General features: G+C 46.5%; 18 protein-coding genes and 1 pseudogene. 12 read left to right on the top strand and 7 right to left on the bottom strand.

The window, feature by feature from the left end; translation table 11 throughout:
* Positions 1-102: 102 nt before the first annotated feature.
* Positions 103-231: a hypothetical protein gene (locus WH43_RS20335; protein WP_286049477.1), complete on the bottom strand. Its 129-nt coding sequence runs from the start codon at positions 229-231 to the stop codon at positions 103-105.
* On the bottom strand, positions 228-965 hold the full coding sequence (locus WH43_RS05035) for a bile acid:sodium symporter family protein (RefSeq protein WP_286049476.1): 738 nt from the start codon (positions 963-965) through the stop codon (positions 228-230). The genes WH43_RS20335 and WH43_RS05035 overlap by 4 nt, the downstream gene beginning before the upstream one ends.
* Positions 966-1,218: 253 nt before the next feature.
* Here WH43_RS05035 and WH43_RS05030 point away from each other — a divergent pair, with 253 nt between their 5' ends.
* From WH43_RS05030 to WH43_RS05015, 4 genes are all read left to right on the top strand, one after another.
* On the top strand, positions 1,219-1,569 hold the full coding sequence (locus WH43_RS05030; protein WP_053423561.1) for a PadR family transcriptional regulator: 351 nt from the start codon (positions 1,219-1,221) through the stop codon (positions 1,567-1,569).
* On the top strand, positions 1,569-2,516 hold the full coding sequence (locus WH43_RS05025) for an HAAS signaling domain-containing protein (RefSeq protein WP_053423560.1): 948 nt from the start codon (positions 1,569-1,571) through the stop codon (positions 2,514-2,516). Before WH43_RS05030 ends, WH43_RS05025 begins: the two co-directional genes overlap by 1 nt.
* An 84-nt stretch (positions 2,517-2,600) precedes the next feature.
* Positions 2,601-2,999 carry an MAPEG family protein gene (locus WH43_RS05020; protein ID WP_053423559.1) on the top strand — a complete coding sequence of 133 codons (399 nt, stop codon included), beginning with the start codon at positions 2,601-2,603 and terminating at the stop codon, positions 2,997-2,999.
* The gene (locus WH43_RS05015) at positions 3,000-4,811 is read left to right on the top strand and encodes an ABC transporter transmembrane domain-containing protein (RefSeq protein WP_053423558.1); all 1,812 of its coding nucleotides are present in this window, start codon (positions 3,000-3,002) and stop codon (positions 4,809-4,811) included.
* 30 nt (positions 4,812-4,841) lie between these two features.
* Here the strand turns inward: WH43_RS05015 and WH43_RS05010 are convergent, their stop codons facing one another.
* Positions 4,842-5,759, bottom strand: coding sequence for an alpha/beta hydrolase family protein (locus WH43_RS05010; RefSeq protein WP_053423557.1), 918 nt, complete (start codon positions 5,757-5,759; stop codon positions 4,842-4,844).
* A 242-nt stretch (positions 5,760-6,001) separates the two neighbouring features.
* Between WH43_RS05010 and WH43_RS05005 the strand changes: the two genes are divergently transcribed.
* From WH43_RS05005 to WH43_RS04995, 3 genes are all read left to right on the top strand, one after another.
* Positions 6,002-6,724, top strand: coding sequence for a substrate-binding periplasmic protein (locus tag WH43_RS05005; RefSeq protein ID WP_053423556.1), 723 nt, complete (start codon positions 6,002-6,004; stop codon positions 6,722-6,724).
* Between the two features lie 70 nt (positions 6,725-6,794).
* A complete protein-coding gene (locus WH43_RS05000; protein WP_286049475.1) occupies positions 6,795-7,463 on the top strand; it encodes a substrate-binding periplasmic protein in 669 nt (222 codons plus the stop codon).
* A 182-nt stretch (positions 7,464-7,645) separates the two neighbouring features.
* On the top strand, positions 7,646-8,371 hold the full coding sequence (locus WH43_RS04995; RefSeq protein ID WP_053423555.1) for a hypothetical protein: 726 nt from the start codon (positions 7,646-7,648) through the stop codon (positions 8,369-8,371).
* Between the two features lie 24 nt (positions 8,372-8,395).
* On the opposite strand, the gene WH43_RS04990 is transcribed toward WH43_RS04995, so the two are convergent.
* From WH43_RS04990 to WH43_RS20325, 3 genes are all read right to left on the bottom strand, one after another.
* The gene (locus WH43_RS04990) at positions 8,396-9,139 is read right to left on the bottom strand and encodes a ferredoxin--NADP reductase (protein WP_053423554.1); all 744 of its coding nucleotides are present in this window, start codon (positions 9,137-9,139) and stop codon (positions 8,396-8,398) included.
* 106 nt (positions 9,140-9,245) lie between these two features.
* On the bottom strand, positions 9,246-10,490 hold the full coding sequence (locus WH43_RS20330; protein ID WP_286049474.1) for a S9 family peptidase: 1,245 nt from the start codon (positions 10,488-10,490) through the stop codon (positions 9,246-9,248).
* A gap of 101 nt (positions 10,491-10,591) precedes the next feature.
* Entirely contained in the window at positions 10,592-11,314 is a 723-nt protein-coding gene (locus WH43_RS20325) for a TolB family protein (RefSeq protein WP_286049473.1), read from the bottom strand.
* A gap of 203 nt (positions 11,315-11,517) precedes the next feature.
* On the opposite strand from WH43_RS20325, the gene WH43_RS04980 reads away from it, so the two are divergent.
* The 4 genes and pseudogenes from WH43_RS04980 to dtd all read left to right on the top strand — a co-directional run bounded on the left by WH43_RS04980 (position 11,518) and on the right by dtd (position 14,853).
* Positions 11,518-12,552, top strand: a complete 1,035-nt coding sequence (locus WH43_RS04980; protein WP_053423553.1) for an FAD:protein FMN transferase — start codon at positions 11,518-11,520, stop codon at positions 12,550-12,552.
* A 6-nt stretch (positions 12,553-12,558) separates the two neighbouring features.
* Positions 12,559-13,448, top strand: a pseudogene (locus tag WH43_RS04975) (virulence factor BrkB family protein).
* Positions 13,445-14,419, top strand: coding sequence for a prolyl aminopeptidase (gene pip, locus WH43_RS04970; RefSeq protein ID WP_053423552.1), 975 nt, complete (start codon positions 13,445-13,447; stop codon positions 14,417-14,419). The pseudogene WH43_RS04975 and the gene pip overlap by 4 nt, the downstream one beginning before the upstream one ends.
* Positions 14,416-14,853: a D-aminoacyl-tRNA deacylase gene (dtd, locus tag WH43_RS04965; RefSeq protein WP_053423551.1), complete on the top strand. Its 438-nt coding sequence runs from the start codon at positions 14,416-14,418 to the stop codon at positions 14,851-14,853. Before pip ends, dtd begins: the two co-directional genes overlap by 4 nt.
* Here dtd and WH43_RS04960 read toward each other — a convergent pair.
* Entirely contained in the window at positions 14,831-15,448 is a 618-nt protein-coding gene (locus WH43_RS04960; RefSeq protein WP_053423550.1) for a class I SAM-dependent methyltransferase, read from the bottom strand. The genes dtd and WH43_RS04960 overlap by 23 nt on opposite strands.
* Positions 15,449-15,483: 35 nt before the next feature.
* Between WH43_RS04960 and WH43_RS04955 the strand changes: the two genes are divergently transcribed.
* Positions 15,484-16,389: a bifunctional GNAT family N-acetyltransferase/hotdog fold thioesterase gene (locus tag WH43_RS04955; protein WP_053423549.1), complete on the top strand. Its 906-nt coding sequence runs from the start codon at positions 15,484-15,486 to the stop codon at positions 16,387-16,389.
* Positions 16,390-16,440 lie beyond the last annotated feature (51 nt).

Raw genomic sequence — 16,440 nt, 5'->3', positions numbered from 1 at the left:
CTATACCAGTGTGAGAAAATCTGTTGATAGTTCAGGGGAGTCCATATAAGGGGCGACCGTTATGGTCGCCCGTCTCTTATTTATAACCAAAACAAATTTCGCTTAAATGGCTTTATCTTTGCGTAATGCCCACAGCGTAAACAAACTGGCTGTGATAAACATCAGCAAGCTATAGACGCTGGGGGCTATCGACATGGCGCTATTTTGTAAAATGCCAGTGGTGATCATCAAAGCCAGTGTGCCATTTTGCAGGCCAACCTCAAGACAAATGGTTCTGGCTTGTTTTTCCTGCTGCAGTAAAACCGGCCTAAGCCATAACCTGCCAGCATGGTCAGCACATTTAAGGTCAAAGCTGCAGGTCCGGTTTTCTGTAAAAACAACCAAAGATCTGAACCCAGATCGGTCGCTATGCTGATGATCAGCAGTACCAGCACTATCACTGAAAAGCGGCTGATCAAGGGGTGAATGCGGGATGAGCGTTCAGGCCATTTAAAGTTAAACCACATGCCAAGCAATACAGGGAATACACCCAATATCATTAAGGTCAGCCAGGTTTTTAATAACGGCAGCTGAAAAACAGTGTTTTCCCCTAAGAAATGCTCAATCGCCCATGCAGCCAGCAGCGGCAATGAAAAAGGCGTAACAAAACCAACCAGAGCTGTTAATGCGACCGACAAACCGACATCAGCTTTGGCTAAGTAACTGTACAAATTAGAGGTGGTTCCACCCGGACATAAGGCCAGAATAAATAAACCCACAGCGAGCTCACCCTGCAGCTCAAATAGAGAAATCACCAATAAGGCACAAAGCGGCAGCAGAAGTAATTGCGCCAAAGCACCAATAAAAAATGCTTTAGGCTGCCGGGCCACTTCAGTGAAGTTGGCAGGCCGCAGCGTCATTCCCACGCCTGTCATAATCAATATTAATGCGATGGGTAAACCAATTTGGGTTAGCGTTTCAGGCATTTTATTCTTCTTCAAAGAGAGTAGAGGCTCACCCTAACTTGAATTTCCTGACTGAGCAAGAGTTACTCTACTCCCCGTCTGCGTGGCTGGCGTTTCACTTCGATCCTTAAATAAATAAAAAATGTCTTTATTTTTTATAAGCTTAAATGTTGATTAAAAAATAAACTTGCGATCATGCTGTGTCGTGCCTAGTATTTGCTGTGTGCCGCACAGTGTGTGTGGCACAGTATCGATGATTGAATAGGATTTTTTTATGACCTCATCACAGTTGGACAAAATGCGACTGGAACTGCGCCGTGGGGTGCTGGTGCTTGCTGTTTTGGCTTCGTTGAAGCAGCCACATTATGGCTATTCGCTTAGAAAGCAACTGCAGGACAGAGGCATAGATATAGACGAAGGCACTTTGTATCCGTTGGTGCGGCGTTTAGCGGAACAAGGTTTGCTGGACAGCGAGTGGCAACAAGCCGAAGGCCGCGAGCGGCGTTATTACTTGTTGTCGGAGCAAGGCAAAGAGCTGCTGGTGCAGTTAACCTCCGAATGGCTACAACTCAATTCGGCTTTGGATCCTTTGTTAACACAAGAGCAAAGCGGGGAGACAGAATAATGGAACTGGTAGAACGTTATGTGGCTGCGGTGCAGCGTGAGTTGCCTGAATCGAAAAGGCAGGAAATAGGCCGCGAACTGAATGCCAATATTATGGACCAGCTCGATGCGCTAAAAGAGCAGCAGGGCCAGTTGTCAGAAGAGGATGTGGCTGCAGCGTTAAAACAAATGGGGCGGCCCAGAACTGTGGCTTACCAGTTTGTGCCGCCTAAAGCTTTAGTGGCAGCCGAAGATATGCCTATGCTGAAACACACTTTGTATATGGTGTTGGGTGTGCTTTTTGTATTGCAGGTGATAGGCGCAACCACGCATTGGCTGGGCAGCAGTGATGGCAATTTAATACGTTTTCTATTGCAGCTTGCTGCTGGTTTTATGGCGGATGCTTGTTTTGCCTTTACCGCCATAGTGCTGAGTTTTGCTGTAATCAATGGTACAGGCCATAAGCTAGGTCATTGCCCGGGCAAAGACTGGTCGCCTAAAGATTTACCCAGAGCAGATTTGGGCTGGCAGCATATTCGCCTGAGCGACATCTTTACTGATCTGGCGACCTGTATCTTTTTACTCATTGTAATTTGGTATCCACTGTGGATGAACCCGGCAGAATTTGCTGCCCGTAGTGTGACTTTTACTGATGCGGCTCTATTGATGTTGAAGTGGTTTAGCCCTGTGATTGTGCTGTCTGTGCTGTTGAGCTTATGGCAGTTGCAGCAACGGATTTGGAATCGGAGGCTTTTACTGAGCAGTATTGCAATCAACGCAGCTTTTGCGGTGTTTTTAGTAGCACTGGCTTTTAGTGGTCCATTGTTGCAGGCGGGTCCCGCCGAGCTGAATAGCCTGTTTACTTTACTACAGCTAGAACAGGGGCTGACTCATGGCTTGTTGATCACTGCCTGTTTTCCTGGTTATGAAGTTGTAAGAGATCTGCTTAGGTTAAAGCGTCTGAACTAAGTCTGGGTTGGGGCTGTTGAATTTATCACACAACAGCCCCATTACCTTCAAAGGCAATCCGCCTTAACTGACTGAAGGTTTATCATGGCTTTACATCTTCCTGCTGTTGTTACCTTGCTGGTACTTTTATTATTCGTTTACAGCTTTCTGGCTGTTGGTATGGCTCGGAAGAAATATGGCGTGGCAGCACCAGCTACTACGGGCGCTGTTGAGTTTGAGGTGGTGTATAGAGTACAGATGAACACGCTGGAGCAATTGGTGTTGTTTTTACCTGGGCTTTGGTTATTCAGTGAGTACGTCAGTCCACTTTGGGCAGGGCTTTTGGGGTTAGTCTGGTTAGTGGGCCGTGTGTTGTATTCTGTCAGTTATATCAAAGACCCTAAAAGCAGGGGACCTGGTTTTATGATTAGTTTTATCGCCGCGATGGTGCTTATACTCGGTGCTGCTGTGGGTGTAGTGATGCGTATCATGGCTGGTTTATAAATGGTGAGCAGCAGATCCCTCGAAACAGAAGCTGAGCCTGATACTGAAGTTCAGGTTCCAGCTAAAAAAATAGGCCCGCTTTTTAGCTTATTACCTTTTTTAACTCCTTATGCCAGCCGTTGGTTACTGACTTTTATTGCTTTAACAGTGGCAGCTGTGGCTACTCTTACTTTGCCTGTGGCTTTTCGGTATTTGATTGACGCTGGTTTTTCCAGCGATCAGGCAGGTCATATCGACCAATACTTTCTGGCCTTGTTTGGTCTTTCTGTGGTGCTGGCTGTAGCTACAGCGCTCAGATTTTATTATGTATCCTGGCTGGGGGAGCGGGTGACGGCTGATTTACGCAGCGCTGTGTATGCTCATGTGGTGAAAATGAGCCCACAGTTTTTTGAACTGACCAAAACCGGCGAAGTTTTATCACGTTTAACCACAGACACCACCTTAATTCAGGCCGTGGTGGGCACCAGTTTGTCTATGGGGTTACGCAATAGTTTTTTGCTGGTTGGCGGTTTGGTGATGCTTTTTGTCACCAGTGCCAAGTTAGCCACTTACATTCTGCTGACCTTAGTCTTGGTAATTTTGCCAATTTTCTTATTTGGCCGCAAAGTCCGTAAGCTGTCGCGTGACAGTCAGGACCGTATTGCCGATGCCAGTGCTGTGGCAGGTGAAGTGTTAAACGCTATTCCAACAGTGCAGTCGTACCGGCAGGAGCAACGGGAAACCGCGCGTTTTACTGGATCTGTTGAAACTGCTTTTACCACAGCGTTATCCCGTATTCGCGCCCGCTCTATGCTGACCTTAGTGGCGATAGTACTGGTATTTGGTGCTATCTCTTTTGTGCTGTGGTTAGGGGCTCAGGCTGTGCTGGCTAATGAAATGACAGGCGGCGAGTTGTCGCAGTTTATTTTATATGCGGTATTAACAGCTGGTGCTATCGGCGCTATTGCCGAAGTTTGGGGCGATTTACAACGTGCTGCTGGTGCGGCAGAGCGTTTGATGCAGTTGTTAAATGTACAGTCTCCTGTGGTGGAAAGAGCCGATCCTTTGCCTTTGGTTTTGCCTGAACATAATCTGGCGGGCAGTGGTATTGAGTTTAACAATGTTAATTTCAGCTACCCATCGCGACCTGATACCTTGGCCTTACAGGACTTTTCACTGCAGATTAAACCCGGTGAACATATAGCTTTAGTGGGCCCTTCTGGGGCAGGTAAAACCACTTTGTTCCAGCTGTTGCTGCGCTTTTACGATCCACAAAGCGGCCAGGTGAAATTTAACGGCACAGATTTAAAAGACGTACGTTTAACCGATGCCCGTCAGCCTTTTGGTATAGTGCTGCAGGACACTGTGATATTTGCAGGTTCTGTGCTGGATAATATCCGTTATGCCCGCCCTGAAGCGTCCGAGCAAGAAGTGCAGGATGCCGCAAAAATGGCAGCAGCACACGACTTTATTCTTGCTCTGCCCGAAGGTTACAACACTTATTTAGGCGAACGGGGTGTGCGTTTATCTGGTGGTCAGCGCCAGCGTATTTCCATTGCCAGAGCTATCTTAAGTAACCCTTCGGTGTTATTGCTGGACGAAGCCACCAGTGCTTTGGATGCACAAAGTGAACGACAAGTACAACAGGCTTTGGATAACGCCGCACAAAACCGCACTACGCTAGTGATAGCACACAGGTTGGCCACCGTTTTGGCAGCCGATCGTATTGTGGTGCTGGAAGCCGGGCGAATTGTGGCGCAGGGCACACATACAGAACTTTTGCAAAGCAGTGAACTCTACGCCCGCTTAGCTGCTTTGCAGTTTAGCAATTAGTGGGTATATGTAGTTAGAAAGAGCTTGGGTTTAGAGCCAGGGCCCGAGTTTGGTTACATAATCTGCTGGCAACAAGTGACCACTGTCGAAACGGAATAGCTTTTTATCTGGGTTTGGCAAAGCATCAAACAGTTGTTGATTCTGTTTGATGCTGGCGTATTCATCGTCATCTGCGGTGAAAAGCCAGACCTGATTATCCGAAAGGCCAGCCATCAGATTCATTGGTGCTACTACGGCTGTAGTGCTGTTCATATGGGGCGGTACTATGGCGGCGACACTGTGAATACGAGAGTCAACTCCGGCCAATAACAAGCTAATTTGTGCGCCCATGCTGTAGCCGGCCAGTTTAATCTTATTTTTATCAAGCATAGGTTGCTGTACCAACCAATCCAGCAACACTCTATGATCCCGCACCGTATCCACCAGCATGGTTTCGTAAGGCTCACGTTCGCCCCACCAGTGCAAATTCTCGATGATATCTACTACGGTCAGATCCGGGTCTTTACGTAAACCATGATGACGCGCATCTATGGCGACTACCGCATAACCTTTGGCTAATGCCATTGCTGTGATTTTGTCGGTTTGCTCAAAGGTAGCTCTGTCTTTAAAACTGTCTTGCCACCAGCGAATTTGGCTGCGACCCATCGCATGAGCGCCAATCAGCACTGGTACTGGGCTTTGAATTGTTTTAGGCGCCTGTGGATAACTGATGCGGCCATTCACAGTCACGCCATCAAAACTCTGATAAGTAAATTCAAAGCTTTGTGGGGTCAGTTCTTTCAGATCCAGTTGCACTTGCTGTTGCACAGAGTAAGCATACCTGGCTGTCAGTTCCTCTGCGCTTAAGTGATAAGGTTTTAAACCAAATACGCCATACCAAAGCGCAGCGATTCCTGCCATTACAATACCTATGCTTAACATCGTCTTTTTTCCTTTTGTCAGTGCCATCACTTGTGCCTTATTTCTACCAATGCAAACACGCTATCTTCTCTGTGACACAGAGCTTAAAGCTGCCAATGTGAAAACAATGTGAAATGAAAAGTGATTGAGCACTTGAGCACTGAACCGTATCCGACTATGCGCACTTTATATTGTCACGACCTCTTTGTAGTTTTAGGTCGCACTCGCTTTATTGCTGCTAGAGTTAAGTTTGTTTCCCGTGCTTTTTTAATTTTTGATGGTAGCTATTTATGTTCAGGTTGTTACTAGGGCTTATGCTCTGTTGTTTTGTTGCTGAAAATGCATTGGCTAAGGAGCCTCTACGATTTTTGATGCCAGATTATCCGCCTTACACTTATCAGGAAAATGGAGGTAACAAAGGCATCGGCTATGAGGCTGTGGCAAGTATTATGGCGGATCTGCAGTTGCCGTTTTCTGTGCAGTTAGTGCCTCATTTTGGCCGTGCTATAGCAGACCTGCAACAAGGCAGCGTGGATGGATTTTTTCTTGCTACCGAGAGTGCAGAACGTAACAAAAGTGCAGAGTTTTCTGAGCCTGTGTTGATGATCCAGTGGAGTTGGGTTTGGTTAAAGCAGCGCACGGACTTACAGCCTGGTTCGAATAGCTTTAAGCAAAAAGCAGTGGTATCGGCGCAAACTAACAGCAATATCTATCAATGGCTGAAAGAGCAGAATTACAAGATAACGGCAGGAACTACGGATATACGAGGACTCTTGAATTTACTGCAGTTTAAACGCGTTGAAGCTATTTTATTACCAGAGCTAACGGTAAAAACTCTGATGGCAGAACAAGAAATTGATACGGCATTATTTAACTTCCAGCAGGAGGTGAATTTACCTTTTGCTATCTATATCAATAAAGTATATCTGCAAAAACACCCGGAATTTATGCAACAGTTAAATGCTGCTATTCGTCGCTATCAGGAGAAAATCTCTAATGCGACGACTAACTAAGCTGCTGCAATTTTGTATCCTCAGTTGTTTGTTGCCGCTTACAGGAGCGCAAGCAAAAGAGCCGTTGCGCATGGCGATGCCAGATTATCCGCCTTACACCTATGTTCAGAATGGCGAGTATAAGGGCTTTGGTTATGAAGCTTTTGTGAGCATCATGGCCGATTTGCAGCAGGACTTTACAATTGTACCCAAGCCAAATTACGGCAGGGCAGTGAAGGATATGCAAAATCAGTTGGTCGATGGTTTGTTTTTGGCGTCGGAAAATGATGAGCGAAACAAATTTGCTGAGTTTTCTGCTGCTGTGTCTTACACTGGCTGGAGCTGGGTCTGGTTAAAGCAGCGCGCTGAATTGGACCCTGATTCTGCTGAGTTTAAGCAAAACGCTGTAGTTTCCGCTCAGTTAAATAGTAACCCTTATTTGTGGTTAATGAAGCAGGGTTATAAGGTTGCAGGAGCGCCAAATGATATTCGTATGTTATTTACTTTGTTAAATTCCCGGCGCGTTGATGCCATCATGTTGCCGGAATTGACGGCAAAGGCCCTGATGCAACAGGAAAAGTTAGATCCAGCTTTGTATTCAATGCAACTGGAGATGCAGTTACCTTTTGGCATTTACATCAGTAAAGCTTATATCGCCCGCAACCCAGAGATTATGCCAAAATTAAATCTGGCTATTGAGCGTTACCATCAGCGTCAGAATAAGCCGGTTACAGTACCTCCCCACTCAAAGCTAAAGTAGCTTCACGCTGATCCAGTTGTTGACTGAAACTATTTACTGATTTCTTAATCTGAGTTCTCTGCCATAAAGTTGAGACTGGCATTTTCCATAGATTCAGCAGCCAGTCAGGCGCATAAGACAAATATCAATAGTTACAAAACGATGTTGTTCTCCTACAATGGCGCGGCAACTGGAGAGTAGTGATGAAATTTTCGGCAGTTTTAATTTTGGCTTTAAGTGCCAGTCCTGTGTATGCGACTGAATGGTGGCAAACTAAACAGGACCCAAATAACACTCAGGTGATAGCACTTGGCAAAAAGCCAGTAAATTCAGTGGCGTCGTGCCCGGAAGATACCGCACTGCGTTATTTCCTAAAAGATGACAAAATTACTGCGTTGCAAAATACCTGGTATCAGCAAGCAAGTCGTGAACCTCAAACCGATTTATATCGTTGGGTTTATGGCCCAACCTGGTCTGAGAAGTTAGAAAAAGCTGTATGGCCGGGTGAGGAAGCTTTGGTTAAAGCTGCGACTTTGGGGTCTGTGCAACAGTTGACGATGGAATTCCCTCAGTCTGAGCAAGATAATTTAGCCTTTGAGGATGTACTGGTCTTTAATCTGCAATTTGCCGGTTTTACCGCCGACCATAAACCGGATTTACGTATTGAACTGGACAGAGATCGAAGCCGGGTTGCTGGTGTGGGCGATTTGGACTTAGCCCTAAACCACAGATTGGCGAACAATATTTGTGTGGTGCATAGTTTGAATGAACTGGCAAAAGACAAGGAAGTTGAACTGAAAATTAAAGGTAAAACTGTTCCCACATTAAAAATGAGCTCTGAAACTGTCACTAGTCAGTTGTGTCTGGTAGAAATTCATCAGCAACAGCAAGTGAAAGGATCGCTGACTTTGCCTGTAACTCAGTGTTAGGGCGCGAAAGCTGCTGTTGTACTGCTATTTCCAGTATTGCTCCACCGTAATTTGGCCGGGGTCGCGGCGCAAGTTCTTCTTCAGGCCAAGACTCTCTAATACAGCTTTGGTTTCGGTGATCATCTGCGGATTGCCGCACAGCAGCACTTGCGATTCTTGATCCAGGCTGTGGCCACAAGCCTGTTGCAGTGCGCCACTTTGGATTAATTCCGGGATACGTTGTTGTAAAGCGCCAGCCTTGGCTTCCCGTGTGACTATGGGCTGATAATGCAGTTGCGTGCCATAACGTTGTTGAAAGTGACTGATCAGCGGCTGGTAAACCAGTTCTGCGACATAGCGCACACTATGCAGCAGAATAATTGATGAGAACCTTTGCCAGGGTGTTTCGGTTCCGAGCATAGATAAATAAGGGCCAATACCTGTGCCTGTTGAAATCAGCCACAGATTTTTACCATCAGGCACTTCATCCAGAATAAAGAATCCACTGGCAGGCTGACTGATGTCGACTGTATCGCCAGGCTTTAGCTGATGCAGCAAAGGTGTCAGCAGGCCATCCGCGACTGTGCTGATTAAGAACTCCTGTTCTGGGCCGCCGGGACTATTGAGCAGTGAGTAAGCACGCTGTAATTTGCCATCTGCAGTCTCTATGGCCAGCCGGACAAACTGACCGGCGATAAAATCAAAAGGCTCAGTCTTGACCCTTAGACTAAATAAAGTGTCAGTCCAGTGCGTATTTGCTATTACTGTTCCGCTAAGCCACTGCGCCATTTGTGATGTCCTGTCGGATGAGTCTGAGTTAAGCCTAACAAAACTGCATTGATATACAAAGTAGAAAGTGACAGCGCTGAGGCAGAAAAAAGCCCGGAGAACCGGGCTAGTTTGAACTGGTTTTGTATTGATTAAACCAGGCCAGAATGTATTCGATCTTGGTGATCATCCGGCTGGGTTTATTGGCAATACCGTGCGGAGAACCCGGAATACGCACCATTACTGTATCAACTTTGCGGATTTTCAGCGCCTGATAAAACTGCTCAGACTCACTGATTGGCGTACGTCTGTCAGCCTCACCCGTCATCAACATAGTAGGAGTGGTGACATTACCTACTAAGGATAAAGGCGAACGTTTCCAGTAATGTTCAACGTTTTCCCAAGGTACTCCAGGGAACTGATGGAAGGTCTGGTACAAATAACTGTCGCCTGTCAGTACTTTACTTAACCAGTTGATAATAGGCTTGACCACGGCCGCTGCTTTGTAGCGCTGAGTTAAACCCACCGCATAAGCTGTAGCTATACCACCGGCAGAACCACCCGCGATAAACAGGTTGTCTTTATCAATAAAACCCAGGTCGATCATGGCATTTACGCCTGAGTCGTGGTCGGCGTAATCCTCAGGTGAGCTGTATTTTCCGTGCAGTAACATGGCAAAACGTTCGCCATAGGATGAGCTGCCTCTGTGATTGTCATAAAACACCACATATCCTTCTTTGGCAAAACGTTGCATCTCAGCACTGAAATGCGGGCCATAAGCTAAATGAGGACCACCGTGAATTTCCAGCATCATCGGGTATTTTTTGGTCGGGTCAAAGTCTGGTGGTGTGATATACCAGCCCTGGATCGGCTCGCCATCAAAAGAGGATTTGTAATTAATTTCATGCACTTGCCCCAGTTTTTTATGACCAAGTACATCTTCATTTAAGGCGGTTAACGTGCGGGTTTTGCCGTTTGCTATCACCGCCACATCAGCCGGACGCTGCGCATTGCCTCGGGTAAAGGCAATTACTTCATTAGCGACGCTGTATTCGCCACTTAAATAAGGCTGAGGTAATCCGGCACCAGACAGCTCGTCTGTCATTTGTTCCAGTTTGCCGGACAAAGACACAGAAGCAAGAGTGCGCTTGCCTTTGTCATCAAACTGGATCACCAGGCTGCTATTATCCAGCCACTGCGGATTTTCCACGTCTCGGTCGAGTGTTTTGGTCAGATCTTTAATTTCGCCAGAGCGCCAGTCCATCAGTTTGAGTTTGCCGTTGGTATAAGGCACTTTTTCATTGTTGCCCCAGACAAAAGCCAGGTATTTACCATCAGGCGAAAAGACAGCAGAGGTTTCCTGGCCTGGCATATTGGTCAGTTGCTTTAACTGACTGTTGGCCAGCGTGAACTGATACAGGTCACTGTCTCGTGGCTGATATTCCCAGTCTTTATGGGTATTGGCCGAAAAAATCAGGCTTTGCCATCCGGTGTCCAGCTTAAGTCCGAGCCGTAGTTAAAGTCACCCTCTGTCAGCTTACGTTCTTTTCCACCTGTTGCAGGTAAAACAAACACATGGCGAAACTCAGATTTTAAAAAACCCTGACCGTCAGCCTGATACTGAGCCCGCTCAATCAAGATTGCAGGTTCAGACCATTTGGCAGCTTCAGGTTTCTTTGGCATTTTAATGGCTTTAGCCAGTGGAGTGGCCTGAGCCGGCACATTCATGGTGAAGGCGAGTTGTTCACCATCAGGCGACCAGGTTAAGTTGCCCGGGCTTTTGGTCAGTTGGCTGACTAAAGCGGTTTTGTTTTCTTTGACATAATGCACATGGATTTGACGTGAGCCTGAACGGTCAGAAATAAAAGCAATACGATTACCGTCTTCAGACCAGCGTGGAGAGCCGTAGTTAAACTGATCAACAAATAAAGGGCTTTGCTGGCCGGTTTTGACATCCAGCAGCCATAAACTGCTATGGGTGCCATCTGTCATAATATCGTTGCTGTTACGGACATAAACTATTTGTTTGCCGTCCGGTGATACTTGAGGATCGTTGGCATACTCCAGCGCAAAAATATCTTCAGATTCAAAGTACTGGCTTGCTGCTGTTGACGCGAAAACTGGTGCTGCACAAAGTAAGGTGGTGCTGGCAATACAGGAGTAAATAAAAGGCCTGATGGCTTGGGGCTTTTGCATGGTTAAACCTCTTCTGATTAGACAACGACTAAACTAACCCGATGTGACCTACTGCACAATTTGCCAGCGACCAAAACCTGAATTTAAGCGTCCAGTTCGTGTTTTTATCCCGCTGTAAGCCAGAATCCACGGCCTTAGTGGCTGGATTTTACAACCTGTTTTGTTTACACTGACCCTATCTATCCTTTTGTTTGTAGTGCCTTATGTCGTTAAAAAACCTGAGTGTTTTTGCCTTCCTTTTTGTTGGTTTAACCGCCTGTAGTCAACCTGACCCTATTCAACGTATTTCAGGCCCAGCTCAGGGCTCCACCTTTACGGTCAGTTTTTGGAGTGAACAAGAGCTGGACAAAACCAGTTTAGAAACTCAGTTAAAAGACGAACTGGACCGTATTGACCTGTTGATGTCGAACTACAGACCTGACTCTGTGATTGAAGCTTTTAATGCCCAGCAAAGTCAGGAACCCATCGAAGTAGGTGAGGAACTGGTGCAACTGGTAGAAATTGCCAGACAAGTGTCCGTGCACAGTGAAGGCTGTTACGACTTAACAGTGAAGCCCTATTTTGAACTCTGGGGTTTTCGGGGCGATAAGCTCACCAAACCCAGTACAGAACAAATTCAGGCGTTAAAACAAACCATTGGATTAAATAAAGTCAGTAGCAAAGAAGGTAGCTTAACCAAGTTGAATCCGGCGCTGCGAGTGGACGTGTCTTCTATCGCGCAGGGCTACACAGTTGGCCAACTGGCAAAAATTCTTGATAAGGCTGGTATCCAGAATTACCTGGTCGAAGTAGGGGGAGAACTGGTTAGTAAAGGTAAAAAACCAGAAGCAAAAGCCTGGCGTGTTGCTATTGAAAAACCTTTGCCTGATTCGCAAAAACTACAAAAAATTATCAGTGTGCAACAAAGTGAGCCTCTATCTATTATGACTTCAGGCACCTACCGACATTTTTACGATCAGGACGGCGTAAGATACAGCCACGTGCTGGATGCCCGTACTGGTACTCCGGTGACCCACGATACAGTATCAACCACTATTCTGATCCCGGATCCAACTTGGGGAGATGCCTGGTCTACAGCGTTTTTATGCATGGGCAGTGAGCAGGGATTAAAAGTGGCGGATGAACTGAAATTACCAGTACTCTTTATTGACCAGCAAGGTGATAATTTTATTGAAAAACCAAGCCAGGCTTTAACAGAGGCACTCGCTTCAGGTACAGCGTTTAGCTTTCAGGAGTAAGAGGTAATGGCACAAGGATGGGATAAACAGAGACTGCAGCTGTGGCTCAGGCAAAGTGTGGACTTTTTCACTTTGTATCTGAAGCGTTGTCAGCATGATCAGATTAATGTGATAGGCGGATACCTGGCCTATATCTCGTTACTCTCTTTGGTGCCTTTTATTGCTGTGATGTTTTCTGTGATGGGTGCTTTTCCAATGTTCAGCGAATGGCGTGAGCAGTTAGAGGCCTTTTTGTATGCCAATGTAGTGCCGTCCAGAGGTGATGAACTGCGGCTCTATATCGCTGGTTTTGTTGAAAATATTGGAAAAATGACAGCAGTAGGTATAGCGGCTTTGGTGGTAGTAGCGCTGATGTTGATCCACAATATCGACAAAACCATCAACAGAATATTCCGCATTCAAAAACGCCCCAGACTGATTATTTCGTTCTCCATTTACTGGATGATCCTGACCTTTGGCCCTATTCTGCTGGGTGCGTCCATTGCCGTGACCTCTTATATTTTATCTTTATCCAGTTTGGCAGAGGGCTATACCCCCGGGTTAAGCTCTGTTTTGCTGGCACTGACTCCTTATCTGTTTTCTATTCTGGCGTTTTTTCTACTGTATCTGGTGGTGCCCAATGGCAAAGTGAAGTATCGGCATGCTTGATTGGTGCCACAGTGGCCAGTCTATTGTTCGAATTCCTGAAAGAAGGTTTTGCTCTCTACATCACGCAATTTCCGTCTTATCAGGCGATTTATGGTGCTCTGGCTTTAGTGCCTATCTTGTTTTTGTGGATCTATCTGGTATGGCTGGTGGTGCTCTTGGGGGCTGAATTAACGGCTTTGTTGCAGGAGCTGTGGCTTTTAGCTGCAACAAAAGAAGAAAAAATAGCAGAACAGGATGCCACAGCATGAGCAGAGGTACAGCGATTGAAGCTTTTGCTACCCAATGGCTTGACACTCCTGATGGTCAGCAGATTTATCTGGAACAAAGTGGTAACCCGAACGGTATTCCGGTAATTTATTGCCATGGCGGGCCTGGTGGCGGTAGCTCGCCCTTTCATCGCCAGCTGTTTGATGCAACTTTGTACCACATTATTATGTTTGATCAGCGTGGTTGCGGTTTATCCAGACCCGCATTGCAACTGAACAATAACAGTACCCAACACCTGATCGCAGATATGGAGATGATCCGGCAACATCTTCAGATCCCAAACTGGGTGGTTGCTGGTGGTTCCTGGGGCAGTACGCTGGCTTTAGCTTATGGTCAGACTTATCCGCAGTATTGTCTGGGCTTTATTTTGCGTGGCATTTTCCTTGGTCGTGAGCAGGACATCGATTGGCTCTACCGGGCAGGTTTTGGTGCCAGCCAGGTTTTTCCTGATTATTATCAGGATTTCCTTCAGCCTATTACTCATCTTCTGCACTTAGATGTGTTGCAAGCCTATCAGCTGCAACTGCATCATCAGGATGAAGCTATCCGTCTGGAGGCTGCATTAGCCTGGAGTATCTGGGAATCCCGTATCGCCACTTTAATGCCGAATGAGTTTTCCTGGGGTGGGGAGATGGATGCACAGTCCGCTCTGGCTCTGGCTTTGATTGAACATCATTATTTTATGCATCAGTGTTTTTTTGAACCTAATCAGTTGTTAGATAATCTACATAAAATCAGTCATTTACCTTGTAACATAGTGCATGGGCGCTATGACATGATTTGCAAAGCCGAAAATGCTTTTAGTCTGGCGTCGCTTTGGCCTGATGCCCAACTACATTGGGTATTGGATGCAGGCCATTCAGCCTCCGAAACTGGCATCGCAAAAGCCCTATACCAAGCCAGCAGGGCTATGGCGGACAGGTTACAAACTCAAGCCAGGACTGCGGTATGAAGGCTTTAATACAACGGGTCAGCTCTGCCAGTGTAACTGTCGATCAGCATCTGGTGGGGGCCATCAACACAGGTTTGCTGGTGTTGCTGGGAGTAGAAAAAGATGATTCAGAGCAGCAACTGAAAAAGCTGGCTGAGAAGGTACTGAAATATCGAGTGTTTTCGGATGAAAACGGCAAAATGAATCTGAATGTGCAACAAGCGGGTGGCGCTTTGTTAGTGGTTTCGCAATTTACTCTGGCCGCAGACACGAATTCTGGCTTAAGACCCAGTTTTTCGACCGCAGCTCATCCTGAACTCGCACTTCAGCTTTATCAGGATTTTGTTGCTTACTGCAGAAGCCTGGGTGTTGAGGTAGCGACAGGACAGTTTGGGGCAGATATGCAGGTGGCTTTGGTGAACAACGGCCCTGTCACTTTTCTGTTAGAGGCTTAATCTCGTACAGCAGGTTAAAATATCCTTTGATTGGAATGCATTGATAAGGGCGATCGGAGAGTAAAACTTCGAGTTCTGGCTGACACTCAGGCTGAGATAAATTGATCCATATGGTACCTTTTTGCTGCAGTAGTGTTTGCATGGCCTGCGGCCAGCCTTCAAAGAGCGGGTAAATATCCCAAAACACAAAAGGCCATTGCTGCTGATTCGACTGCAGAAAATCTTGTGCAGCTAAGCTCAGCAGCTGTTCTTTACCTTTTAGACAAAAAAAACGTTGATAAGCATCTATCACTTCATGACTTAGTTCTATGGTCAGCAAATGAGTATTGGGCAGCACAGTGGTCATAAAACGATTGATATCACCACCTCCCAAGCCCAGCTGCAATACTGCATCAGGCTTAAGTCGCTGTAACGAATGCAGAACAGGCTCCAGATGGGCGGACAGTGTTGTTGCAGGTGCCAACTGGTTCATTTTACTTTGCATGATGCCGTCCAGATAAAGGGATAAAAAAGTGCCTTCTTCTATCAGCTCCAAGCGGGGAGGGCCAGGCTGAAACCAGACTAGCTGTTGTATAACGTCAGGTTTTTGTACCACAATACCCTCAAATCAACAGACGACAGGACGCAGATGTGAACTGGCAGCTTAGCGCCCCACAAACCGAAGCTCAATGGTTAGCTTATTATCAATTACGCTGGCAAGTGCTTCGAGCACCTTGGGGTCAACCTAAAGGTTCTGAACAGGATGAACTCGAAGCACAATCTTTTCACCGTATGGTCTGCACTGAAGATGGTGAAGTTGTTGCTGTTGGTCGTTTGCACAAGGTCGATGAAAACACTGCTCAGGTGCGTTACATGGCCGTGTCCAATCAATGGCAGGGCCATGGTTTAGGCGCTATGGTGCTGCAGCAACTGGAGCAAGTAGCGCTGGAGCTGGGCATGCAACGTATCATCTTAAATGCACGTGATACTGCTGCTGGTTTTTACCAAAAGGCAGGGTATAGCTACCTCGAACCTGCCAATGCGTTGTTTGGTATTGCGCATCATCGTTATGTCAAAACTCTGGCTTTTTCTACATCAGCAGTGGTGTTGCAGCAATGGCAACCAGAGCTACAGCAGACTTTTTGGCAAACCATTCCACTCTCTGCTTATATGCAGTTAAAAGTACAGTCAGTGAACAGGCAGCAGCTGGTTTGTACCGTACCTCTAGCCCCGAATATCAATCTGCATCAGACTATGTTTGCCGGCAGTATTTATACCCTGGGTACTTTAACAGGCTGGGGTATGGTCTGGTTATTGTTAAAAGATCAACAACTGGACGGTGATATAGTGCTGGCTGATGGCCATATCCGTTATCTCAAACCTGTGACAGGGCTGGCTGAAGGGCGCTGCTTGCGTCATCAGCACCACCCCGATTTTTCTGCTTTAGCACAACAACGAAAGGCCAAACTGGATATTAAGGTCGGGATTTTTTGTGACGATAACCAAGTTGCTGTATTTGAAGGTCGTTTCGCTGTGTTACCAAAAAAAGCGCCGTAGATGTATGGACTCCCCTCCCTGCGAGGGATTATGGTGAAGTTGTCACACAAA

The organism is Rheinheimera sp. KL1, from assembly GCF_001275035.1.
GTDB classification, from domain to species: domain Bacteria; phylum Pseudomonadota; class Gammaproteobacteria; order Enterobacterales; family Alteromonadaceae; genus Pararheinheimera; species Pararheinheimera tangshanensis.
The sequence above is the reverse complement of the archived record's forward strand: the minus strand, read 5'-3'. Positions and strand labels throughout refer to the sequence as shown.

What these genes read in the sequence shown, in the direction of transcription:
- WH43_RS05035 (WP_286049476.1), bottom strand. Translation starts at nt 965, where the DNA reads ATGCCTGAAACGCTAACCCAAATTGGTTTACCCATCGCATTAATATTG.
- WH43_RS05030 (WP_053423561.1), top strand. Translation starts at nt 1,219, where the DNA reads ATGACCTCATCACAGTTGGACAAAATGCGACTGGAACTGCGCCGTGGG.
- WH43_RS05025 (WP_053423560.1), top strand. Translation starts at nt 1,569, where the DNA reads ATGGAACTGGTAGAACGTTATGTGGCTGCGGTGCAGCGTGAGTTGCCT.
- WH43_RS05020 (WP_053423559.1), top strand. Translation starts at nt 2,601, where the DNA reads ATGGCTTTACATCTTCCTGCTGTTGTTACCTTGCTGGTACTTTTATTA.
- WH43_RS05015 (WP_053423558.1), top strand. Translation starts at nt 3,000, where the DNA reads ATGGTGAGCAGCAGATCCCTCGAAACAGAAGCTGAGCCTGATACTGAA.
- WH43_RS05010 (WP_053423557.1), bottom strand. Translation starts at nt 5,759, where the DNA reads ATGGCACTGACAAAAGGAAAAAAGACGATGTTAAGCATAGGTATTGTA.
- WH43_RS05005 (WP_053423556.1), top strand. Translation starts at nt 6,002, where the DNA reads ATGTTCAGGTTGTTACTAGGGCTTATGCTCTGTTGTTTTGTTGCTGAA.
- WH43_RS05000 (WP_286049475.1), top strand. Translation starts at nt 6,795, where the DNA reads ATGGCGATGCCAGATTATCCGCCTTACACCTATGTTCAGAATGGCGAG.
- WH43_RS04995 (WP_053423555.1), top strand. Translation starts at nt 7,646, where the DNA reads ATGAAATTTTCGGCAGTTTTAATTTTGGCTTTAAGTGCCAGTCCTGTG.
- WH43_RS04990 (WP_053423554.1), bottom strand. Translation starts at nt 9,139, where the DNA reads ATGGCGCAGTGGCTTAGCGGAACAGTAATAGCAAATACGCACTGGACT.
- WH43_RS20330 (WP_286049474.1), bottom strand. Translation starts at nt 10,490, where the DNA reads ATGCCAGGCCAGGAAACCTCTGCTGTCTTTTCGCCTGATGGTAAATAC.
- WH43_RS20325 (WP_286049473.1), bottom strand. Translation starts at nt 11,314, where the DNA reads ATGCAAAAGCCCCAAGCCATCAGGCCTTTTATTTACTCCTGTATTGCC.
- WH43_RS04980 (WP_053423553.1), top strand. Translation starts at nt 11,518, where the DNA reads ATGTCGTTAAAAAACCTGAGTGTTTTTGCCTTCCTTTTTGTTGGTTTA.
- pip (WP_053423552.1), top strand. Translation starts at nt 13,445, where the DNA reads ATGAGCAGAGGTACAGCGATTGAAGCTTTTGCTACCCAATGGCTTGAC.
- dtd (WP_053423551.1), top strand. Translation starts at nt 14,416, where the DNA reads ATGAAGGCTTTAATACAACGGGTCAGCTCTGCCAGTGTAACTGTCGAT.